This is a genomic window from Shewanella sp. NKUCC06_TVS (assembly GCF_019345515.1).
Taxonomy (GTDB): domain Bacteria; phylum Pseudomonadota; class Gammaproteobacteria; order Enterobacterales; family Shewanellaceae; genus Shewanella; species Shewanella oncorhynchi.
In genome coordinates this window covers 136,389-158,768 of record NZ_JAHKQX010000007.1, presented here as the reverse complement: position 1 = coordinate 158,768, position 22,380 = coordinate 136,389, and the positions used below count along the sequence as shown (strand labels likewise).

Below are 22,380 nucleotides of genomic sequence, written 5' to 3'. Positions count from 1 at the left end.
CTTTCCTATTTAACTCTGGGGTATAACTAACGTTTGCCCTAACTGCACCACATCGGACTTCATTCCATTCGCTTGTTTGATGCTGGACATAGGCACACTATAACGTTGCGCGATTGCAGATAAAGATTCTCCGCGACGGACCTTATGTTTAACCTTTGTCGATACCGCATCACCAACATAGGCTGTAGGTGTTCTTTCTGTTGAGGTTCTTTCTGCTGATGCTTTTGCTGTGGTTTTGGCCGGCTTAGCACTGCTAGAACTTCCTCCCCTTCTTTGGGCAAGCAAAGTATCCGCTGGCGGATTGTTGTGATAGTAACGGCTCACCCCCTTATAAATAGCATTGGCAATGCTCTCTTGATGGCGACTACTCGACAGTAAACGCTCTTCTTTAGGGTTTGAAATAAAGCCCGTTTCAACCAAGATTGAAGGAATATCCGGTGACTTCAGCACGGCTAAACTCGCGGACTCAGGGCGACTTTTATGCAATTGAGTCACGCCACCTAAATCTTTTAAAATATCCCCCGCTACAGAATGGCCAATTGCCATCGAACTGTTCATTGACATATCGAGCAGCGTCATAGCCAAATACTGTTCATTATCCGTGTTTTGGATAATCTCACCCGCGCCGCCCAGCAACTCAGAATGCTTCTCTTTTTGCTCTAACCAACGACCAATTTCACTATTAGCACGACGCATTGATAGCACCCATACGGAGGCGCCACGTGGATTGGGCGAGGTAAAGGCATCAGCATGGATAGAAATCAGCAGATCTGCCTTACTGTTGCGCGCCAGTTCAGAGCGTTTATTTAAATTCACAAAATAATCACCAGTACGGATCATCACAGCACGCATGCCTGGCGTGTCATTGATTTTGCTGGAAACACGTCTGGCGATTTCTAGGGCGACCTTTTTTTCATAAACACCAGAAGGACCAATGGAGCCAGGATCGTCGCCACCATGACCCGCATCAATAGCAATGACAATATCGCGGGATGATTGCGCCGCTTGGGTGACAGTTTTGACGGGTGTAGATGACACGATAGCCGTTGCCGTAGTTAACGTTTTATCTTCTAAATCAACCACTAAACGATTGCCATAGGGCGCAGTAACAGGCAAAGAAAACAAGCTTGCATTCAATGGTTTTACGAGATCGATCACTAAGCGCAAATCACCTTTAGTGGGTGACTTACTAATCCGCACGCCCTTAACTAACTTACTGTTGTTTTCAAGATTTTTAAGCACAACTTTAGCAGTAGTCTTTTTTAAATCCACAACTAAACGATTAGGGCCATCTAAAGAGAAATAGGTGTAATCAGGCACTCCACTCAAGTCAAACACGATTCGAGTTGACTCAGGCGCGGCCCAAATACGTACGCTTTCTAACTGATTAGCAGCATGGGCCGCCACAGAGAAAAAAGAACATAAAGAAAGAATAATAATTTGAAAATACGGGTTATTTTTTATCATTTTAGTTTTTATTTTATCGCTTTTAATAACTTTTCACCTGGCTCAGACAAGGCCTCTATGCGTATTTCTCGCCCACTATTTTGATAACTTAAATGCATATGGACATCGGCAGCGGGCAGTAAACCCTCTCCCTTATCTGGCCATTCAACAATGCACAGACTCTTATCCGTAAAGTAATCACGGATCCCCATAAACTCGAGTTCTTCTGGATCGTTTAAACGATACAAATCAAAATGATAAACTTCGACACCTTCTAACTCATAAGGTTCAACTAAAGTGTAAGTCGGGCTTTTAACGGCACCTTTATGGCCCAATCCCTGAATTAAGCCACGACTCAGCGTCGTTTTACCGGCTCCTAAATCACCCGTAAGATACAGAGTCAAAGGCGCTTGGACATGGCGGGCTAATTTTTGCCCAACCGCAATAGTGTCGTCTTCGTTGTCTAAGAAAAAAGTTAACTCTGTCATATCCGCTTATATCACTGCTGTTATTGATGGAGAAGCGACTCAATCCTAAAAAGGCACAGGGGCACATAACAAAGTCCAGCCCCGCTTAAGTCTCACATTCCGCCTAGAGTAAATCACTATTCACTAATTGGCGAATAAAAGGCATTAAATCGCTCGCTAACATACCCCGTTCTCCCTGTATTGCCGCAAGATCAGCGGCGCAACCATGTACGACTACGCCAAGCACAGTTGCCTGCATATTATCCATTCCCTGAGCCATGAGCGCGCCTATAATACCAGATAACACATCGCCACACCCACCACTGGCAAGCCCAGGGTTGCCGACTGGTGCCACTACCATTTGCTGACCATCAAAAATGACCGTTCCTGCGCCCTTTAGCAATACAACACCGCCGTACTTTTGCTGTATCGCGCGAACAGCGGCAAATCTGTCCTGTTCAATATCGACCACGGTACAACCAAGTAAACGCGCCGCCTCACCCGGATGTGGTGTTAATACCCAATTCGTTTGGCGCCTTGGTTCGTTACTGAGCAGATTCAACGCATCGGCATCTAAAACACAAGGCTTATCGCTCAAGCCCACGGCTTTAAACAAGTTATACCCCCAGTCATGCTTACCTAAACCAGGGCCAAGCACGATAACCTGCGCCCAACCAAGACGCAGATACACTTCCATATCGACTAAATCACAACCCCAAAACATCAGTTCAGGACGGGAGACATTCACCGTCAGTTGATGCTCAAGTCGACTGATCACAGTGACTAATCCCGCGCCTGCACGTAAGCAAGCCTCACTTGCCAGTCTCACAGCCCCAGCCATGCCTATATCACCGCCGATGACAGTGACTTTGCCCGATTGGCCTTTATGGCTATCCCGTGCTCGGGCGGCAAAATAGTCCTTAAGAGTCTCTCTTCCTACTCTTTGTGCGCTCACTTCAGCAAAGAAAGGCGTTAATCCTAAATCTGCAAATTCAAGCTCGCCACAGTAATGCCGCGCCTTACCCGTTAACACACCTTGCTTTAAACCACCAAAACATAAGGTGATATCCGCCATCACAGCAATGCCTGCTACGGCGCCTGTATCGGCAATGACTCCAGAGGGTAAATCAAGGCTCAATACCCAAGCCGAATTGTCATTGATGGCACGGATATATTTAGCCATATCGTCGCGTACAGCATCATGTACCCCCGTACCTAACAGACCATCGACTATGATTTTCGCTGCGAGAATAGGTTCAACCTCTAACGGCAGTAATTTTCCACCTTCAGCAAGATAATGGGTCAATGCTTGCTGACACTCAGGCGTGCCTGCCGCTGACGTCATCATCACAGAAACGTCCATACCACTGGCACGGGCTAGACGGGCGCACACTAAAGCATCGGCACCATTGTTACCGCTGCCAGCAAGGATTAACACAGGTAAGACTTTGGAGCTATGTTTCGCTAAACACTCAAAAGCCGCCGCGCCAGCATGCTCGACCAATTCATAGAGACTAGATACTCCCTGAGACACTGCACTCAGTTCAGCTTCGCGAACTTGTGTTTGGGTGTATAGAGCTTTGGGAAATTGCGATAGATCTTGTGCCATGAAGGATCTCCTTAGACACCAATGACTCCATTTCACAATGAGTAATCTCACCATAGAAGTCTTGGCAGAATTGAGCAAGGCCAATAAAAATCAGCCAATAGATCAAGAAAGTAGCAAAAAAAGCAGCGAGAAATTATGACGTAAATCAGTTCAGGCGCAGAAACCCGCCCAAATGGAGCAAAGTAGAGTAAAAGTTGCCGATACAAAGTCGACATAAAAACCAAAGCCAGCGCTGGGCTGGCTTTGAGAATCAAGAAGAAATGACGGTTTAGATATCGTCCATCCGAATCGTACTATGGACTAGACGTTGCTGCTGAGTTTTCTCTACTCGGATCAAATTGGCTAACGCATTGCGCGCATCTTCCGCCGTGGTTGAGTTAACTGTTTTTTCTAACAAACCAATCAGACGATTCTCTAGGTCTAAATGTAAGTTGAGCACATCATCTTCATTCATGTTTGCGGGCAACATAGTATCTTGGCAACGCTTAGTAAAGTCTTCAAAAGTGAAGTCTTTATACCAAGTATCAAGAATACGATGTGGTGCTTCATCCATATAATCACGCAGTTTTTCTGCCATGGTTTTTTGGTGTGATTCAAAATACTCCAACATCATTTTCACACGAGCCGAGTCAGCTTGATTATTGAGTCGGCCATAGAGTTGCGCCATATCTAAGCGGCAATTTGCCACATACTCGAGTAGATCACGTAATTGTTGAATACGCATATAATGCACTCCATTGTCAGGCCAACTACTTGGCGCTATTAATTTTGTCTAATTCCATTATGTGAGTAAAAGCGTTACGAATATTTGAACAAGGTCATAATTTAACTTTCACGCAGCTATCTAATTTAGGAAAACTTGAAGAAACACGCTATAGATCACGCATCTAAATCCTATCACACTGTTTTGTATAAAAGAGAAAAGCCAAAAGAGATCTCAACGTACTTTTCCCAAAGGGTATTCGTAAGTCTTTGGTTGTGCATGGTGAATCTGAGATAGAGTGCTTGAGGTAGATGGCAGTGAATCAAGACAAATATAGATGAGCCAATTGAGGGAATTATGTGAGAAGTACAGCGACATTATGAACTTAACCAATTGAAAGTTAAATAAATAATAAGGAAATGGAACGAAATTGGAGCGACATAATTTTGATCAAGAGCAGTTCGAACCGATGACCTATACCTTGACTAAATTTAACAATCACAAAGGTATCGCCATATCAAAAATCACAACTGAGCTAATGTCAATTGAGTAATCTGATAGTGGAATATTTAGGAAATTGGAGCGACATATCGGGTTCGAACCGATGACCTATACCTTGGCAAGGTATCGCTCTACCAACTGAGCTAATGTCGCATAATCTGTATTAATGATTTGGTAAATCACTAAGTTTTAATTTGGAGCGACATATCGGGTTCGAACCGATGACCTATACCTTGGCAAGGTATCGCTCTACCAACTGAGCTAATGTCGCATAATCTGTATTAATGATTTGGCAAATCACTAAATTTTAATTTGGAGCGACATATCGGGTTCGAACCGATGACCTATACCTTGGCAAGGTATCGCTCTACCAACTGAGCTAATGTCGCTTTTTGCATCGCTGCTACATTTGCCTTCAACATTAACAAAGGTATCGTCTATCAATCTTTATCAACTGAGCTAATGTCGCCTTTTGTATCGCTGCTACACTTGCCTTCAACATTAACAAAGGTATCGCCTATCAACCTTTATCAACTGAGCTAATGTCGCATTCAATCTAAATAACCGCACATCTCTGTTCGCATCAAAAAGTTGAGGCCGCATTATATGAAAAATTCATGCGGCTGCAACCCCTTCTTGCATATTTATCTACTGATCGGTCAAATTTTAAATACTTTGCTGCGATAATACTGCAATTCAGCGATCGACTCTTGGATATCCTGCAGGGCTTGGTGAGTATTTTGCTTCTTAAAACCGTCCATAGTTTCTGGGCTCCAACGCTTCACTAGCTCTTTAATCGTACTGACATCCACATTGCGGTAGTGGAAATAATCTTCCAGCTCGCGCATATAACGATTTAAAAAGCGTCTATCTTGACCAATGCTGTTACCACACATTGGAGAGGCGCCCTTAGGAACATACTGTTCTAAGAAGGCAATCGTCTTAGCCACGGCTTGCGCTTCGGTTTCTTGGCTAGCACGAACGCGATCAATCAACCCTGACTCACCATGGTGCTTTTGATTCCAATCATCCATAGCGGCCAGCACATCATCTGACTGATGAATCGCGATAACCGGACCTTGACCGATAATATTGAGTTCTTGATCTGTCACTAAAGTGGCAATTTCAATGATCCTGTCGACGTCGGGCTCTAACCCTGTCATTTCCAAATCGATCCAAATGAGATTATTTACATCTGCCGTCATAAATCAGCCTTATCATGTCAGTTAGCCTAAATTCAGGCTTTTTTATTCAAGAGCGTGTATCATACTGCTTTTTTCCAACACAAAAAATCACCTAATTGACGAAGACGAATCAGTGAGTAAAAAGAAACCCCTAAGCCAAGGTCAATTACGCCGTATGCGCGCTAATCACGAGAAGCGACTCAATCGTGATAGTGGCGATAAAAATACGCCAGAGTTACAGGATAGTTCATTGGGGCAAGAACAGCCCGGTACTGTGATTTCACGTTTTGGCCAACATGCCGACATAGAAACTGAAAGCGGCCAAATTGTGCGCTGTAATATTCGCCGTGCCGTCACAAGTTTAGTGACTGGCGATAAAGTGATCGTACGCTTAGCCATTGAGAGCCAAGCCAATAGCGGCATCGCAGGTATTGTTGAAGCCGTTCATCCACGTCGCTCATCACTTACACGCCCAGATTTATACGATGGCGTGAAAATCATCGCCTCGAATATCGACCAGATTTTGATTGTCTCCTCGGTATTACCCAGCTTTACCACCCAGATCATCGACCGTTATTTAGTGGCTGCCGAAGATACCGATATTCCGCCTATCATCATTTTGAATAAAATTGACTTGCTCAATCCCGATGAAGCGCAGGCAATCGACGAAGCGCTACAGCGCTACAAAGACATTGGCTATCCGGTTTATAAGGTCAGCAGCAAGCTCGGTGATGGTATCGATACCATCAAAGGCATACTCAAAGATAAAGTCAGCGTGTTTGCCGGCCAATCTGGTGTGGGTAAATCATCGATCATCAATGCATTACTACCCGATGCAGAGCTTATTATCGGCGATGTTTCCGATAACTCAGGTTTAGGTCAACACACTACTACCACTGCTAAGCTGTTGCACTTGCCTAGTGGCGGCGATTTAATCGACTCTCCGGGCGTGCGCGAATTCGCCCTATGGCATCTTCCGGCACAACGTGTCGGCTGGTGTTTTATCGAGTTTCGCGAGTATCTTGGCGCGTGTAAATTCCGCGATTGTAAACACGGTGACGATCCCGGCTGTGCACTGCAAGAAGCCCTGAGCCAAGGTAAGATCAGCGCAGATCGCTTTAATAATTACCATAAAATTATCGCCAGCTTAGATGAACAACGTCATGCCCGCCATTTCCGCGCGGCCACTGACGAATAACGACTTATTGATAAATAACAACAGTCTCAGCAAAGATTGAGCAGTAAGAAAAGGAATTGAAATTGGATAAAGTCAAAATAGCGCTGCAGTACATGCTGCCAAAACACTTGTTATCTCGTTTAGTGGGTAAACTCGCTGCAGCCGAAGCTGGCGCCTTAACCACTGCCGCCATTAAGTGGTTTATCAAACAATATAAAATCGACATGAGCGAAGCGGCGCAGAGTGAGCCTGAAGCCTATAAAAGCTTTAATGCCTTTTTTACCCGCGCCCTTAAACCCGGTATTCGTCCGTTAGACATGGACGCCGATATCATGGTACATCCCGTCGATGGTGCGGTAAGTCAGTTAGGCCCCATCAAAAACGGTCGCATCTTCCAAGCTAAGGGTCATCACTATTCCTCGTTAACTTTGCTTGGCGATCAAGCCGAAGATGCTAAACGCTTCGAAGGCGGTGATTTTGCGACTATCTATCTGGCGCCTAAAGACTATCACCGTATCCACATGCCGATTAAAGGCACGTTATCAAAAATGACCTATGTACCTGGCGAACTGTTTTCGGTGAATCCGTTAACGGCGAGACACGTACCCGGTCTATTTGCCCGTAACGAACGCGTTGTGGCGATTTTTGAAACCGAATTAGGTCCATTGGCCATGGTATTGGTTGGCGCAACGATTGTTGCCAGTATTGAAACCGTCTGGGCAGGCACAGTCACGCCGCCGACAGGTAAGCAAGTCTTCACTTGGGAATATCCACCCCAAGGCCCAGATGCCATCACCTTAGACAAAGGTGAGGAAATGGGTCGCTTCAAGTTAGGCAGTACTGTGGTGATGTTGTTTGCTAAAAATGCTATCGCGACATTTGCTGAAGGTGTTGAAGCCGAAGCAGTGACTCGTATGGGACAAGCCTTCGCTAACCTGAAAGACGTTAAGCAAGCGGATTAAGCTTTCTTGAGTTCTGCTAAACCTTCGGGATTAATTGAATTGCATCTGGCTGTGCTGCTATTTGGCGGCACAGCTTTGTTTTCTAAATTAATCCCGCTCAGTGCCCTCGACATCACCTTTCTACGCTGTATCGTCGCAGCCACAGTGTTAGGTTTGCTAGTCAAATTCAGCCGCAAACGTTTAACGCTGGCAAGCAAACAAGATTATCTAGTCGCAATCGGGCTTGGGGTTATCGTCAGCCTGCATTGGGTGACTTATTTTGCGGCCATGCAATTATCGTCGGTCGCCATTGGCATGATTGCGTTTTTCACCTATCCGGTGATGACAGTGATTGCCGAGCCGTTGCTGACAGGTAATAAGATAAAATTACACGATATGATCAGCGGTGTATTAGTGCTGATTGGGGTGATATTACTGATCCCTGAGGCCAATTTAGGTAACGACACTACGCTGGGCATTGCCATCGGCATAGTGTCCGCCATCTTGTTCACCACCCGTAACTTATTGCACAAACGCTACTTTTCCCAGTACAGCGGCCCCCATGCCATGTTCTATCAAACCTTGGTCGCCGTGGTGTTCTTGATGCCGTGGCACCAAACGGAACTGGGCAGTATCTCATTAGAAGTGTGGGGATTAATTATTTTACTCGGCGTCGTCTTTACCGCAGCGCCACATGCGCTATTTACTTCTGCGCTGAGGCAACTCAGCGCCAAAACGGTTGGGCTAGTCTCTTGCTTACAACCCTTTTATGGCGCCATGTTAGCGCTGATCATTTTAGGTGAAGAGCTCAATCTCAACACCTTAATTGGTGGCACTATCATAGTCGCTACCGCCATCTTCGAAACCCATCAATCGCACCAATCACAGCGGCGAAAAAAGAACGCCTGAAACATACCAATCTCAACGCAATTTGGCTAATATGGAGCGTCTTTCGCCCCTAAATGTCTTTAGCCTATATGCCACGTATTTTATTGTTCATTATTGCTTTTTTCACATTTTCCGCACTTGCCAATTCGCCTTTGCAGTTGGACAAACGTCTTGGCATGAACAAGCAAGATCAGCAACAAAATCTCAGCATTGACGAACAAATTAACGAACTAAAAATTAACATAGAAAAACTCGCCGCCAACGCAGCCAGTTTCCAACAAGCGCAGATTGATTTTGAGCAACATAAGAAGCGCACTAACCAAGCACTGAAAGACGCCTATAAGCCTTTATCACTAGAAAAAGGTACTGACCTCAGCCAGCAGGCTTCCATGGCCTATATTCGCTTGTCTGAACTTAAAGAAAGCGAATCCACCCTTGGCCGGCAAGTTAACGATTTATTGCTACGTCACAATGACTTACCTACCGTTATCGCCAGCGCGAGGCAAACTGTCGCCCAAAACAAAAAAGCAGAACTCGCCCCGCTAGATACCCCTACGGGAGAGTTACAGCAAACTCAACGACTCTTCTTTGAACAAAGCCTTGCCACCGATGAAGCAGAACTTGCCAGCAGCCAAAAACGCATTGAACTGACGCAATTACAATTACAGCTAGTCCGCCAACAACTGGTGCAGCAAGAAGCCTTGATCGAAACCATCAACAAGGCAATCAATAAACAACGTCAGCAACAAACGGATGCCACCCTAGCCAAAAACTTAGTTAATACCGAAAAAGTCATCGATCCTATCACCCGTAATATTGCCGACACTAACCAGATTTACGGCCAAAAGCTGCAAACGTTAACTTTGCAGATCAATAATGTGGTCGAACAGCAGGAACAGGCTGAAACCCAATATCAATCCCAAGCCAAACAACTGGCAAACATCCAAGAGCAGATCACTTGGGTCAAAATGAACTCCGCCTTTGGTGAGCGCTTTTTGCAGATGTTGCAATCACTGCCTAAACCACCGAATCACGAAAAACTGCAAACGCTGATCGCCGATGCGCGCTTAGACAGATACCATTTAGAGCAGCAACAAGCCCTCAATGAGCAAGAATTAGAACAACCCGGCTTATACAATGAGCAGCAGATTAAGCTCTTACACTCGCAACAGAGTTTGATCTCGCAGTTGATGCAAAGCTATGACCAATACTTGAGTGAATTAGGCAAGCTGAAGGTCAATTACCAACAACTGAGTCAACAGAATCTCACCCTCAAAAATACCCTTAACGAACATTTATTCTGGGTGCCTAACGCTGCAAGTATCAGTAAGTTATGGCTTACGGATCTTGAGCGCAGCACGGTTTGGCTTGTGCAACAAGCACAGTGGGATGAACTGGGAAAAGCCTGGGATGAACAAAACGATTATTGGTCTTGGTGGATCATATTGCTGGTACTGTGTTTAGTCGTACAAGACTTGATCACTCCTAAATTCAATCGCTTGCTAAATCATTACACTACTTATGTGGGCAATGTGACCCAAGATAAATTCATTTACACTCTCAAAGCGCTCGCCTGCAGTATCAGCTATGCGTTGATAAAACCTTTCCCAGTGATCATGGCGGGATTGATTTTCTATCATTCCGATCGCAATTTTGTGCAAGCAGTGGGTATGGGCATACTGGCGATTGGTTTAGTGTATCTCTTATATCGCTTTATTTTTATTCTGACACTCGACAAAGGCGTACTCGTGGGCCATTTCAAACGCCCCTCAAAACTCATCCAAGCGGGACAATCACGGCTCAGACACTTTGTGCTGATTGCTAGCCCATTATTGGGTCTGATGGGCTTTACCGAAGTGCTCGACACATCACTGGTGCGTAATAGCATAGGCCGCGGCGCATTCATTATTTTCTGTATCGTTTTATTCTTGTTATACAAAGATATTTTAATCCTGAGCCGTAAAAACTCAGATGCAAAAAAAGACGGTAAAAACAAAAAACTCATTCAGAAAATGCTCTGGACCTTGCTGATTTCTGTGCCGCTTTTAAGCGCGGTGTTAGCCTTTAGGGGTTACTACTTCACCGCTTTCCAAATGCTGTTACAACTGCAATTATCTATCGTGCTGGGTCTGGGTTTCTTGCTCTTATACCAATTGATCAAACGATGGATGTTAATCGAACGCCGCCGTATTGCCTTCGATCGCGCGAAGGCAAAACGTGCAGAGCGCTTAGCACAAAGGGAAAAAGGCGAAACACATCACCCTTCCGTCGATGGACTCGATACCTACGAAGAACCCGTAGTCGATCTCGAAACCATTTCGAGCCAATCCCTTGGCCTAGTGCGTTCACTCTTGTTATTGGCCTTTTTAGCCAGTTTGATTGGTCTGTGGACTCAAACCCATACGGCGCTGTTTTCTTTCCTCGATGGCATTACGCTGTGGACAACCAATACCAGTGTGAATGGCTTAGAGCAACAATTGCCCATTACCATGAAATCACTGATGTTTGGGCTGATAGTGGTGGGTTTCTCGTTAATGATTGCCACCAATTTACCCGGCCTACTTGAGCTAATGATCCTGCAAAGGCTTGATCTCTCGCCCGGGACAGGTTTTGCGATCACAACCGTCAGTCGTTATCTGGTGGTTTTCCTCGGCCTATTAATCGGCTTCTCTAATCTCGGGATGGAATGGTCTAAGTTGCAATGGCTGATTGCCGCACTGTCTCTCGGTTTAGGTTTTGGTTTGCAAGAAATTTTCGCCAACTTTATCTCAGGTTTGATCATTTTGTTTGAGAAACCCGTGCGGATTGGTGACACAGTGACAATTCGTGATTTAACAGGGACAGTCAGTAAAATCCAAATTCGGGCGACCACCATTATTGACTGGGATAGAAAGGAAATTATCATCCCGAACAAGGCCTTTATCACAGAGCAGCTGATCAACTGGTCCTTGTCAGATCCTATTACTCGGGTCATTGTTTATGTGTCGGTGGCGCGGGATTCAGACCCTGCCAAAGTTGAAGCGACCCTGTATCAAGCGGTGCAAGAGTGTGAAGATGCACTTGCCAGCCCAGAACCTGAGGTCTGGTTTGCCGGTTTTGGTAAACATACCCAAGATTATGAAGTGCGCGCCTATGCGAAAGATATGTCTGCACGCTGGCCACTGCGCCATGATTTACATAAACGAGTGACTAAAAAACTCAAAGAAAACAATCTCGAACTCGCCTACCCGCAGATGGAAATCCATATTAAGAATGGTCAAAATCGCGAGCAACAAGGCATTATTAGAAGCTAATAGGATCGCAGACCATGCTTATTTTTGCTCACCGCGGCGCCAGCGGTTATCAGGCCGAAAATACCTTAGCCGCCATGGCTAAAGCGTTAGAATTGGGTGCGCAAGCCGTCGAACTCGATGTACATAATGTCGAAGGTGAGTTAGTCGTGTTTCACGACCGAAGGCTTGATAATAAAAGCTCGGGCACGGGCGTCATTCACTTAGTGAGCAAGGACTATCTAGCAAGCATCAATGTGAAAGGTGAATCCATTCCGACGCTATGGCAAGTACTTGAGCTGATTGCGGGGCGCTGCATAGTCAATATAGAGTTAAAAGGCATTAATACCGTCACGCCGTTAATCGACTTATACCCAAAGGCTATGAGTCAGCTTGGGTTTACCAAGGAGCAGTTACTGATCTCTTCCTTTAATCACCCCTATCTACATGAACTTAAACAGGCGTTGCCGGATGCTTTAGTCGCACCGCTGCTTGCCAGTATTCCACTCGATGGGGCTGGCGTGGTAAGCGAACTGAATGCCTATTCATTGCATTTAGATGTGAGTTTTATCAGCCAAGCACTAGTAGACGACGCCCATAACCGAGGTGCCAAGGTTTATGTTTATACTGTCGATCATATTGATGATATTCATGCGCTTAAGCAGATAGGCGTCGATGGCGTGTTCAGCAATTACCCCGATCGCGCCATGCAAGCCTTAACCCAAAAGGCAATGGCCGATTACTCTGGCTACTTTGAGTAGCGGCAAAAATAATAACGATATTAAGCTTGGCTATTTCGCTGAGCCCAATAACCGATAAAAATAAACATGGCCACAATTAACAGAAACATCCAATGGGATGGCATAGCCACTATGTGTCTTGCCACCCAAGGCGTGGCTTTCACGATTAATAGGCCATAGCCAAAGGCATTCACAATAATAAAAACAAATGTTCGCAGCACAAAAGAATGCCCCAACAAATGACGCCTTAAGATACGATTTACATCCGCTGAAAAAACCAAAATAAGACACACCACCATAGCGGTAGCAATATCGAAGGCCCAAGGGCGAAGCATATTACCTAACTGGGCAATAATGGCGACTAATTGATCAAACATAGACTTAACCTAAAAATATGCAGCGCAATCCATCTGAGTGGCCGCGACAGCGTATTGAAAAATAACAATAACCAAGCATAAAGGGAGACGCCATGGGGCACAAGTTACTCTTGCTAACAAAGGCAAATCAACAGTACCGCGACTTGATTGAGGCGCAGAGTCTCCCAGATTTAACGTTACTCGACGATAATCCTGCGAGCATAATTGATGCAGATATTTGGTTAGCCGAACCTAAACTCGCCGCGCCCCTATTACCCCATGCTAAAAATCTGCAATGGTTACAATCAAACTTTGCTGGCATAGATGCCCTGATGAGTCCAAGGGGCAGAAAAGACTATCAACTCACCAATATTAAAGGCATTTTCGGCCCGCTGATGAGCGAGTATCTATTCGGCTATTTACTCGCGCATATCCGCGGCCATCGTTTTTATCGCCAGCAACAAGGACAAAAACAGTGGCTGATTCAACCCCAGCAGCGCCACTCAAGTTTACAGGGCATGCGATTGCTCTTGCTTGGCACAGGGTCAATAGCCCAGCATTTAGCGAAGACGGCAAAACACTTTGGCATGCATGTTACAGGTATTAATAGCAGTGGTGATGCAGTAGAAGGTTTTGATGCCATTGAAGTGATGGTCAATTTGGGCCAGACGTTGATGCAAGCCGATGTGGTGGTCAATTTACTGCCCAGCACTCCGGCAACCCAGAACCTGCTTAACGCTGAAACCTTAGGCAGACTAAAAGATGATTCAGTGCTGTTTAACGTCGGCCGCGGTGATGCACTCGATCTCGATGCGCTCAATATCCAGCTTATCGCTAAACCTGCTCAACAAGCGATTCTCGATGTTTTTGCTCAAGAACCTTTGCCCAATAACCATCCCATTTGGGAGCGGGGAAATGCCATTATCACACCACATATTTCAGCGCCAAGCCATCCCGCACAAATCGTCGATATATTTAGCCAAAACTATCGCCGCTACATCATGGGTAAACCACTGCAGAATCGAGTCGACTTTAGTAAAGGTTATTAGATCAGAGATAAGAAATTGAGTTAGAAATCAGTAAAAGAAAAGGCAATAATCAGACTATTGCCTTTTTATCTTAAATTTTAGGCAGTTAAACCCTAAAACTGCGCTTTAAGAATTGATCGACCAATACCGAGTGAGAATCCATCTCGCGGGTCACTTCGTCATTCAAGCCGACCATTTCACTGCCGAGTTGATGACTAGAATGGGTAAATTGCGACACATTCACCACGCTGCGATTCATCTCATTTGCCACACTCGATTGCTCTTCAACCGCGCTGGCAATATGGTGCGTCATATCGGTAATGGTCGAAATGGCCTCACGAATCGTACGTAATGCCGTACCCGCTAAATCCGCCGTTGAAATACATTCGGAAGCGGCAACCACTCCTTGCTGCATGCTGATAACAGCTTTATTCGTCCCCTGCTGCAACAGATTAATCATACTGTGGATTTCTTTGGTGGCATCGTGAGTACGCTGTGCCAGCGCCCGTACTTCATCGGCAACGACAGCGAAGCCACGACCTTGCTCACCCGCTCGAGCCGCTTCAATTGCTGCATTCAATGCCAGCAAATTCGTCTGCCCCGCAATACTCTGAATCACATCGAGCACTGTGCCAATATCTTTACTGTGGGCTTCTAACTCAGTAATCACTTTTGAGGTTTGTTGCAGTTGCTCCGCCATAGCTTGAATCGAGCGAATAGTACTCGACACAGTTTTATCACCATTGATAGTTTCAGCGGATGCCATTTGCGTGGCACTCGCCGCATCGGCACAATTGGAGGACATATCGCCTAATGTGGCGGTCATTTCCTGCATCGCCGTAGCAACTTGTTCTATTTCAGACAGTTGAGCCTGACTGGTGCTCTGGATTTGTTTGCCCTTGGCGGCAGATATTTTGGCTTGTTCTGACACGTTATAACAGGAATCCGATGCACGCCCCAGAATCGACTTAAGCTCAGAGGTCTGCATTTGAAGCGCCAAATCAATCGCGCCAAGATCATCAGAGCTTCCACTGTAAATATGCGCCATCAAGGGGTTATCGTAGATATGCTTTGCCTTAGCCACTATCGCGTAATAACGACTCAGCACCAGATTACCGCCCACCAGCAATACTAAGATGCTTATCGCTAGGGCAATAAAGCCCATTAAGCCAATTTGCAGAGCAAGGTAAAACATAGGTAGCATGGCAACCAATGCGAGTAACAGCAATTTAACTGGCATATCCAAGGTACGTTTTAACGCACTGACGCTGCCCTTTTTGTTCAACTCCGCATAGGCTATTTCTGCACGCTTAACCTGATCGCGTGTGGGTTTAGTGCGTACAGATTGAAACTCGACGACTTTGCCATTAACTGAAATCGGTGAGACATAGGCATCGACCCAATAGTGATCGCCATTGGCGCAGCGGTTTTTCACTATCCCTTTCCAAGGCTCGCCTTTTTTGATACATCGCCACAGATCTTCAAACGCTTGCGGAGGCATATCTGGATGACGCACCATGTTGTGGGGCTTGCCTAGCATGGCATCGAGGTCGTAACCGGCAACGGTACAGAAAGATTGATTGGCGTAAGTGATATGACTTTGAGTATCCGTGGTCGACAATAAAATCCAATCCGCTGGATAATCATATTCTCGCTGTGTAACTGGTAGATTAGTTCTCATGAAACCTTATGGATCTTTGATTAATTCTTCGTTATTCATCCATGAGTTATCCATCCGTGAGGCATCATCACCCTGACTCTGTATTCCTAAACCTACTTCTAAAACTGCCTAGCTTTTTAGTGCTAAAACACACCTAGCATAGACGATAAAACGTGCGCCATGTAACAAAAACGTTAAAGTATGAAAATCACCCAAAAAACATGATTGCATTTGATAAGCGTTTTCATTTAGAATTAGCGCAATTCGATTGGAGACTAATATATGTACGTTTGTCTTTGCCATGCGATCACTGATACGCAAATTAAAAACGCAGTAAGCCAGGGCGATAGCTCGCTTGCTGACGTAAAAAAGCGCTTAGGTGTTGCCGATCAATGTGGTAAATGCGCCAGAATGGCAGTGCAGATCATTCAGAATCAACTAGAACTTGAGCCTAATTATTACGAAGTCGCATAGAGTTCATCGCGAATAGCGTGGTAAAGGGTAACTCACTCACCAACAAACTTCCGACAAGTTAAATACACGCCGACTCAAGCAAACTTAATCCCAAAAATCCAGCGGCAACCAAGTCTTCTATCTGTCAATTCACCTTTAAATAGCCTTGCCAGCCTAATCTTTAGATATGATGTTTTAATGACAAGCCCCACTGAACTCCAAGCTCGAAAGCCGCGAATAATTCAATGGGGTTACAGATCCAACTTCCGAGTCAAGCCTACTTACGTTTCAACAAATAGGCCGCTTCATTAAGCCAAGGCACGGCTTTCTTAATAAAACGGGGATTGTCGGCCAACACATCTTGCGACGCTAATACTTCAATATCAAAATCCTCACTCAGATGCTGCTCTACCCAAGTAGGGGATACCGCAAAAGGTGGGCCGATAAGGGATTCTTGCGGATAATCTAAAGTCACTAATAAACCGACACTGCCGCTAGGTAATAAGCTCGCTAACTGCTTGGCATATTGTGCACGCATACTTTCTGGCCATGCGATCAAAGCCGCGCGATCATAAAATGCCGTCACGTCTTGAGTGATAGCCTTAGGTAGGGTGAAAATATCACCCTGATACAAGCTGATCTGTTCAGTTTGATAATGCTGGTGTTCACCCACGGCAGTTTGCGTCATCTCGAGTTGGTTATCGCTAAAAAATTGCTGTACTGCCAATTCATTCAACTCACAACCTATGACCTGATGCCCCTGTTCTGCAAGGAAACACATGTCTAGCGACTTACCACATAAGGGCACAAAAACCTGGGTGTCTGCGGGTAATGCAAGCTGCTGCCAATACTTAACGAGGAAAGGATTGATGTCTTGCTGATGAAAACCTATCTGTTGCTGCTGCCACTTTTCATGCCAAAAACCGGGTTCCATGGGTTTATCTCTATTCGCTAATGTTGTCCTTACTCTAATGACATTTTAAAGTGGATGCAAAGCCTCCTGCCATTCGGCAAACTCAGCAATGTAAAGACTAACTTACTGATCTAACGTGGCTTGCACTTTACGCAGCCAAACACAGTTATCGCATTGGCATTGACGGCGTGATAAATGATGTGGGCTTAAAGATGAGTCGATAAAGTCCACGGCGATCAACAACTGCTGTTTTAACTCGGCAATCGATTTTTCGTTCACAGCCACCAGCTCGTCATTCTGGTTCATCCAGATACATTCCATGCCCTGATGACACGTTAAACATTGCTCGTCTCTATCATTAAAAAATACCGCATGCGGGCAATGGGTCACTTCCATTGACTGTAAAATACGCTTACGCGGATATTCCAAAAGTTCGATCAACAAGGCTTTATATTGGGTGGGCATACGCCCTCCTTAGCTGCACTTTGTCTGTGGGTTAATTAACAAAAATTGATTCCATCTAATGCCCCAAAGATTACCTATAGTCGCGAGGATTTAATTTGATGTAAGTCAAAGTCAGTGACGAAATGATCGTATAGGTAAACCGCGCCTGACGCTGATCATCAATGCCATTCAAAATACTAAAATAATGCCACCCGCTATTTGATTATCTCCCCCGCTTACTGGTTAAATGAACAAAACAAGGAGCACAATTTGCAAACACCTCAGCTGCAGCATTTTTATATTTCTGAAGAGCAATCCATTTACTTACTCAAAGCCAATGATGCCCGTAAACACAAGGCGTGGATCCGCCTCTGTAAACAACAGCTGAGCAAATTAGGTTATACCGATATCGAATTGGTCGGTAAAGGCGCCTACGGTTTCGTTTTTGCGGGTATCAATCAAGCGGGCGATGCCCATGTGTTTAAGTTTTCACGGATTAATCTGCCACAACACATTCAAGATCGGCTCGAAGAAGAAGCCTTTATGCTCTCCTTACTCAAGCACCCTAATGTGCCAGGGGCGATCAAATTTGAGCGAGTAGGTAAGCAGGGAATACTCGTGATGGAACGGGCAAAAGGGGAAGATCTCGACCAACTTTGCCGCCGCATGGGCGCCCTACCGACCGCTATGGTCATGAGCATCGCCCGCCAACTCGCCGATATCTTGTATTACCTGCGCACGGGCAAGCCTTTAGTGCACGGCGATATCAAACCTTCAAATCTGGTTTACGATATTGAACAACAACACTTATCGTTAATCGATTGGGGCTCAGCGGTATTTGCGCAGCGGGATGAACATAACAAACCCGTCGAAGACAATGTGATGGCGTTAATGTCTAGCGATCAACAACATACCAACGCCCGCATGGGTGATGTGTATTTTATCGGCGAAGAGCAACTCAATGGAGCACTCTCCAGCCCGCGCTTTGACGAGCAAGGAGTTGCCGCGACTCTGTATGCCCTCGCCTCTGGGCAAGCAAGCCGCTTCGGTGCACAAGTGATCTCGCCCACCAGCATTGGCTTACCGATAGAATTAGCCCGTACCTTAGAGGGCATGCTCAGCACAGATCCTGAGCAGCGTAATATCGCCGGCGATTATTTTTTAAAAAGTATGCGCCACAGCCACAGACTGCACTTACCTGAACTGCCCAAAGCTGATTTACAGGGTGAAATTCCTGTTTGGGTACAATCCCGCGACAAAGATGTTGAAACCGTCAGCTACAGTTCGCGTAAATCCTTTTTAAAGGAACACAACGCCCAAGATCCCATCGCTAAGATGGATGATATTCAGCTCGAAAAATATTACCGCAACTTCCTCGCGGGCATGGGTGATACCGAAAAAGGCTTTATCGCCGCAGTGGGTCGTTTAGCGCAATATCCGATCGTGGGTGGTCTGGCTATTCATTGGCAGGAAACCGGCGTGTTTATCGACTCCAATCTTGCGATTTACGATGCAAAACAAAAAAGTGCGTTAATCATTGCAGTCAACAATATGGTGGATCTCGCGCGGGGAATTAAACGTATAGGGGTGTTTAAGGCCTGTTTCTTTAACGCCAAAGACACACTGCATATCGAACGAGCTGACACCAGCGAGCCTTTTGTCGCCAGTGCCGCACTGCAGTTGCCCTTCGAAGTCGGTGACGTCCCCACCTTAGAAGATAAGTCGCGGTTACATTCTTATTTTGAAGACGGTAAAGATCCCGATGAGAACCTCGAATTACCCCATGAAATCATGGAAGAATTAGCCCGCATCAACCAAATTCACCACACAGGCTGCATCATTTTTGAGGCGCTGCCGAATCACTTAAAAATTCACAGTTACTTGAAACTGCTCAATCCGCGTAAGCAAGCGGCGTTTCGCGCGAGCCTCGATCGCATCTTGCATCATGTCGGAAAAATCCAAGGTCACGGCGTATCGGGCTTTATGAAACTGCCCTACAAAAACACCCGCCGCTTTACTCATCTAGAGCGTAAAGCCGATCACTTTTATCCGAAAAATCCAAAAGAAATAGGCGCCTAATGGCGCCTATGTTCATCGGATTAAATCGGTGATCCCGGCGGTAAGGTTAACGGCTTAGGAATAAGCTTAACCTTAGCATCGGTCAAACCCGCAGTAAGACCCTGTTGCAACCAAGTATAGTGCGCCGCAAGACTCACATTCGCTCGATTCGACTTCGCTTTCAATTGCTTAATCACAAACTGAGCGCGATCGTTAATCGCAGCCCTCACTTCTGGTGAGGTTTGAGGATCGTGCAGCGTTGCCAGCACTTCATCAATCACCACAGCGTTCACTCGCATCCATACGCCTTCGACCAGCGCGAGCTTGTCCTCTTGATACAAGGTCGCCGCGAATAACTTATCCAATAATGTCGTCACCGATAACTGCTCGCTATCGGCCATGGATGCTTGGCTGACACGATTCAAGCGTTTAGGCATCAATAGCAAGCTCACGGTATGACGGCTAAACACTTCAGCCATACCAAGAGGATCGTTAATAGCACCTAGACCTGAATCGAAGGATTCCCGCGTGACATGATAATTCCCCGCCTTTGGCACTAAACTGTCGAGCAAGGTTTGCGGCACAGTTAAACTCGCCGCATCGAGTGTGTTAAGTAGCGCGTCTAAGCCCGTTAACTGCAACTGCGGCGCAATATAGCTCCAGCGGCTGCCTTCACCAATAGATTGATAGTTATAGTCAGTGCCGCCAATAAACTTAGCGACCGCATCGATTTGATAACGCGTCAGCAAATAAATTGGTGCAAAGGCATCGGCTAGCTCGCCCAGTGGCTCATTGGGTAACAAGGCCGCACTGGAGAAATCCGCAATCGCCTTAGTGCGAATTTTATTTAACTTACCCAGCTGATCGATCGGATCGTCACCACTATCCCACAAACTGGCATAGGCCTGACTCGCATCCTTTTGGCGAGAATCGGCCTCACCAATATAGCGTAAGCCACGTTTCGCCACATCGGCCAGCAAGTCGACTTGCAGTGCTTGTTGGGTACGGGCATCACCTTGATCGCTATAACCATAGGCGATAGTAAAATCATCCCAAGGGCCAACACCTGTAGTGTAAGGTGCTGAAATATCAATATCATTGCCCTTCAACTGGATTTTCGGATGGGGATAATCCATCACAGAGGCATCCTGATTGGTCGAAGCGGCAAAGTTATGATCTAGCCCTAAGGTATGGCCAACTTCATGGGCTGCCAGTTGGCGAATACGCGCGAGCGACAAGGCTGTCGCCGCTTTCTCGGCCGCCACTCTATCCTGCCAGCCTGCGGTTAAGCCTTTAGCAATCAAGTAATCCTGACGCACACGCAAACTGCCGAGCGTGACTTGACCCTTGATGATTTCACCGGTGCGAGGATCGGTCAGTGCGGCGCCATAGGACCAACCCCGCGTCGCCCTGTGCACCCATTGGATCATGTTGTAGCGAATATCCTGCGGATCGGCATCTACAGGTAATAACTCAACTTTAAAGCCGTTGATAAATCCGGCGCGAGTAAAAGCCGTCTCCCACCAGCGCGCGCCATCGAGCAACGCCGACCGTATAGGTTCTGGCACACCAGGATCGAGATAATAAGTAATAGGTTTAACGACTTCGCTTGGCGCTGGGCCTGGATGCACTTTCTGTAAACGGTGGCGCAGGATAAAACGCTGCACTAAAGGTTGGTTAAAGGGCGTGGCATAATCGCGATACTCATCGGACAAATAACCGCTCATAGGATGATAAGCCCGCGGCTGATAGTCGGTATCAGGCAGCTCAACAAAGGAATAACGCATCCGCACCGACATTAAGGTGCCATCGGGTGTTACCTGTGCGACCTGCGCGCCAGCAACATCGCCTTTGAACGTCAGTTGCACATCCACATCGGCGTTTTTCTCAAAGGATTTAATCCCTTTGGGTAAGATGACAGAACGGCTCAAATCGAGCTGATAATTGCCCTGCTCTGTTTGTTGCAATACGGAAGACACGCCGTGTAAATCATTGAGCACCAGATCGTTAATCGCTACCAAATCTGGCTTGCCCTCAATCACTTTGCCTTGCCATAACACAGAATCGGCAAAGGCTTCTTCAACCGCTCTTTGCTCGGCGGCATCAGAGGTATTCGCACGATATTGAGTATTGAGTTGCTTGAGTAAAACATAGGGACCTTGGCGCTCAAACTGCACCATACGGGTCTGACCCAGTTGGCCGCGATCGAGACCAATGTCGTTTGAGCCTACGCCCTGTGGCAGGCTAGTAACTAAGATAAAAGGTTGATTTAAACGATTGACCTCAAGATATAACTCTCCCTCAGACTCCTCGTAATAGAGATTAAGAAACCCTTTCGCCTCTTGGCCCTGCTTAATGATCTTGGTGCTAGGCGCGGCTGCCGCGACCGTAACGGTGGGAAATCCTAACAGCGCTATAAATAAAGCTAAGGCTACACTTTGGGGTTTCATCTTTCCTCCTGATTCGGCTGGCTGCGTTATTTACCTTATTAAGTCATTTATGTCATAAGCATCTTTGATGACTGCTTATCTCAAGCGATTGAT

18 protein-coding genes and 3 tRNA genes are annotated in these 22,380 nt (G+C 46.1%); 8 read left to right on the top strand and 13 right to left on the bottom strand.

Annotated elements, in window-relative coordinates; genetic code table 11:
• Positions 1-9: 9 nt before the first annotated feature.
• The 8 genes from KO531_RS09955 to orn form a co-directional block, all read right to left on the bottom strand.
• Positions 10-1,467, bottom strand: coding sequence for an N-acetylmuramoyl-L-alanine amidase (locus KO531_RS09955; protein WP_219251050.1), 1,458 nt, complete (start codon positions 1,465-1,467; stop codon positions 10-12).
• A gap of 8 nt (positions 1,468-1,475) precedes the next feature.
• Entirely contained in the window at positions 1,476-1,934 is a 459-nt protein-coding gene (gene tsaE, locus KO531_RS09950) for a tRNA (adenosine(37)-N6)-threonylcarbamoyltransferase complex ATPase subunit type 1 TsaE (RefSeq protein ID WP_028761764.1), read from the bottom strand.
• Positions 1,935-2,037: 103 nt separating this feature from the next.
• A complete protein-coding gene (locus tag KO531_RS09945; RefSeq protein WP_219251049.1) occupies positions 2,038-3,522 on the bottom strand; it encodes an NAD(P)H-hydrate dehydratase in 1,485 nt (494 codons plus the stop codon).
• 268 nt (positions 3,523-3,790) lie between these two features.
• Positions 3,791-4,246 (bottom strand): hypothetical protein, encoded by a 456-nt coding sequence (locus KO531_RS09940; RefSeq protein WP_028761762.1) that lies wholly within the window; start codon positions 4,244-4,246, stop codon positions 3,791-3,793.
• Between the two features lie 557 nt (positions 4,247-4,803).
• Positions 4,804-4,879, bottom strand: a tRNA-Gly gene (locus tag KO531_RS09935).
• 42 nt (positions 4,880-4,921) lie between these two features.
• Positions 4,922-4,997, bottom strand: a tRNA-Gly gene (locus KO531_RS09930).
• Positions 4,998-5,039: 42 nt separating this feature from the next.
• Positions 5,040-5,115 (bottom strand) — tRNA-Gly (locus tag KO531_RS09925).
• Positions 5,116-5,385: 270 nt separating this feature from the next.
• Complete coding sequence (gene orn / locus KO531_RS09920; RefSeq protein WP_131523968.1) at positions 5,386-5,931, bottom strand: oligoribonuclease; 546 nt, start codon at positions 5,929-5,931, stop codon at positions 5,386-5,388.
• 112 nt (positions 5,932-6,043) lie between these two features.
• Here orn and rsgA point away from each other — a divergent pair, with 112 nt between their 5' ends.
• The 5 genes from rsgA to KO531_RS09895 all read left to right on the top strand — a co-directional run bounded on the left by rsgA (position 6,044) and on the right by KO531_RS09895 (position 12,946).
• The gene (gene rsgA, locus KO531_RS09915) at positions 6,044-7,108 is read left to right on the top strand and encodes a small ribosomal subunit biogenesis GTPase RsgA (RefSeq protein ID WP_105250279.1); all 1,065 of its coding nucleotides are present in this window, start codon (positions 6,044-6,046) and stop codon (positions 7,106-7,108) included.
• 62 nt (positions 7,109-7,170) lie between these two features.
• On the top strand, positions 7,171-8,049 hold the full coding sequence (asd, locus tag KO531_RS09910) for an archaetidylserine decarboxylase (RefSeq protein WP_219251048.1): 879 nt from the start codon (positions 7,171-7,173) through the stop codon (positions 8,047-8,049).
• A gap of 6 nt (positions 8,050-8,055) precedes the next feature.
• The gene (locus KO531_RS09905; RefSeq protein WP_219251047.1) at positions 8,056-8,937 is read left to right on the top strand and encodes a DMT family transporter; all 882 of its coding nucleotides are present in this window, start codon (positions 8,056-8,058) and stop codon (positions 8,935-8,937) included.
• Between the two features lie 68 nt (positions 8,938-9,005).
• Positions 9,006-12,209: a mechanosensitive ion channel domain-containing protein gene (locus tag KO531_RS09900; RefSeq protein ID WP_105253001.1), complete on the top strand. Its 3,204-nt coding sequence runs from the start codon at positions 9,006-9,008 to the stop codon at positions 12,207-12,209.
• Positions 12,210-12,223: 14 nt separating this feature from the next.
• Positions 12,224-12,946 carry a glycerophosphodiester phosphodiesterase family protein gene (locus tag KO531_RS09895; RefSeq protein WP_219251046.1) on the top strand — a complete coding sequence of 241 codons (723 nt, stop codon included), beginning with the start codon at positions 12,224-12,226 and terminating at the stop codon, positions 12,944-12,946.
• 20 nt (positions 12,947-12,966) lie between these two features.
• On the opposite strand, the gene KO531_RS09890 is transcribed toward KO531_RS09895, so the two are convergent.
• The gene (locus KO531_RS09890; protein ID WP_113939153.1) at positions 12,967-13,302 is read right to left on the bottom strand and encodes a DUF3392 domain-containing protein; all 336 of its coding nucleotides are present in this window, start codon (positions 13,300-13,302) and stop codon (positions 12,967-12,969) included.
• A 92-nt stretch (positions 13,303-13,394) separates the two neighbouring features.
• On the opposite strand from KO531_RS09890, the gene KO531_RS09885 reads away from it, so the two are divergent.
• Positions 13,395-14,330 (top strand): D-2-hydroxyacid dehydrogenase, encoded by a 936-nt coding sequence (locus KO531_RS09885; protein ID WP_219251045.1) that lies wholly within the window; start codon positions 13,395-13,397, stop codon positions 14,328-14,330.
• 85 nt (positions 14,331-14,415) lie between these two features.
• On the opposite strand, the gene KO531_RS09880 is transcribed toward KO531_RS09885, so the two are convergent.
• Positions 14,416-15,990, bottom strand: a complete 1,575-nt coding sequence (locus tag KO531_RS09880) for a PAS domain-containing methyl-accepting chemotaxis protein (protein ID WP_219251044.1) — start codon at positions 15,988-15,990, stop codon at positions 14,416-14,418.
• 261 nt (positions 15,991-16,251) lie between these two features.
• Here KO531_RS09880 and KO531_RS09875 point away from each other — a divergent pair, with 261 nt between their 5' ends.
• Positions 16,252-16,443: a bacterioferritin-associated ferredoxin gene (locus KO531_RS09875; RefSeq protein WP_076498521.1), complete on the top strand. Its 192-nt coding sequence runs from the start codon at positions 16,252-16,254 to the stop codon at positions 16,441-16,443.
• A 256-nt stretch (positions 16,444-16,699) separates the two neighbouring features.
• On the opposite strand, the gene KO531_RS09870 is transcribed toward KO531_RS09875, so the two are convergent.
• Positions 16,700-17,356, bottom strand: coding sequence for a thiopurine S-methyltransferase (locus KO531_RS09870; RefSeq protein ID WP_219251043.1), 657 nt, complete (start codon positions 17,354-17,356; stop codon positions 16,700-16,702).
• Positions 17,357-17,458: 102 nt separating this feature from the next.
• Positions 17,459-17,800, bottom strand: a complete 342-nt coding sequence (locus tag KO531_RS09865; RefSeq protein WP_105250285.1) for a hypothetical protein — start codon at positions 17,798-17,800, stop codon at positions 17,459-17,461.
• A gap of 249 nt (positions 17,801-18,049) precedes the next feature.
• Between KO531_RS09865 and KO531_RS09860 the strand changes: the two genes are divergently transcribed.
• The gene (locus KO531_RS09860) at positions 18,050-19,858 is read left to right on the top strand and encodes a protein kinase (RefSeq protein ID WP_113939157.1); all 1,809 of its coding nucleotides are present in this window, start codon (positions 18,050-18,052) and stop codon (positions 19,856-19,858) included.
• Between the two features lie 20 nt (positions 19,859-19,878).
• Here the strand turns inward: KO531_RS09860 and KO531_RS09855 are convergent, their stop codons facing one another.
• The gene (locus KO531_RS09855) at positions 19,879-22,287 is read right to left on the bottom strand and encodes a zinc-dependent metalloprotease (protein WP_219251042.1); all 2,409 of its coding nucleotides are present in this window, start codon (positions 22,285-22,287) and stop codon (positions 19,879-19,881) included.
• Positions 22,288-22,380: the final 93 nt, after the last annotated feature.

Coding starts and splice junctions, on each gene's coding strand:
- KO531_RS09955 (WP_219251050.1), bottom strand. CDS start 1,467: ATGATAAAAAATAACCCGTATTTTCAAATTATTATTCTTTCTTTATGT.
- tsaE (WP_028761764.1), bottom strand. CDS start 1,934: ATGACAGAGTTAACTTTTTTCTTAGACAACGAAGACGACACTATTGCG.
- KO531_RS09945 (WP_219251049.1), bottom strand. CDS start 3,522: ATGGCACAAGATCTATCGCAATTTCCCAAAGCTCTATACACCCAAACA.
- KO531_RS09940 (WP_028761762.1), bottom strand. CDS start 4,246: ATGCGTATTCAACAATTACGTGATCTACTCGAGTATGTGGCAAATTGC.
- orn (WP_131523968.1), bottom strand. CDS start 5,931: ATGACGGCAGATGTAAATAATCTCATTTGGATCGATTTGGAAATGACA.
- KO531_RS09900 (WP_105253001.1), top strand. CDS start 9,006: ATGCCACGTATTTTATTGTTCATTATTGCTTTTTTCACATTTTCCGCA.
- KO531_RS09895 (WP_219251046.1), top strand. CDS start 12,224: ATGCTTATTTTTGCTCACCGCGGCGCCAGCGGTTATCAGGCCGAAAAT.
- KO531_RS09890 (WP_113939153.1), bottom strand. CDS start 13,302: ATGTTTGATCAATTAGTCGCCATTATTGCCCAGTTAGGTAATATGCTT.
- KO531_RS09885 (WP_219251045.1), top strand. CDS start 13,395: ATGGGGCACAAGTTACTCTTGCTAACAAAGGCAAATCAACAGTACCGC.
- KO531_RS09880 (WP_219251044.1), bottom strand. CDS start 15,990: ATGAGAACTAATCTACCAGTTACACAGCGAGAATATGATTATCCAGCG.
- KO531_RS09875 (WP_076498521.1), top strand. CDS start 16,252: ATGTACGTTTGTCTTTGCCATGCGATCACTGATACGCAAATTAAAAAC.
- KO531_RS09870 (WP_219251043.1), bottom strand. CDS start 17,356: ATGGAACCCGGTTTTTGGCATGAAAAGTGGCAGCAGCAACAGATAGGT.
- KO531_RS09865 (WP_105250285.1), bottom strand. CDS start 17,800: ATGCCCACCCAATATAAAGCCTTGTTGATCGAACTTTTGGAATATCCG.
- KO531_RS09855 (WP_219251042.1), bottom strand. CDS start 22,287: ATGAAACCCCAAAGTGTAGCCTTAGCTTTATTTATAGCGCTGTTAGGA.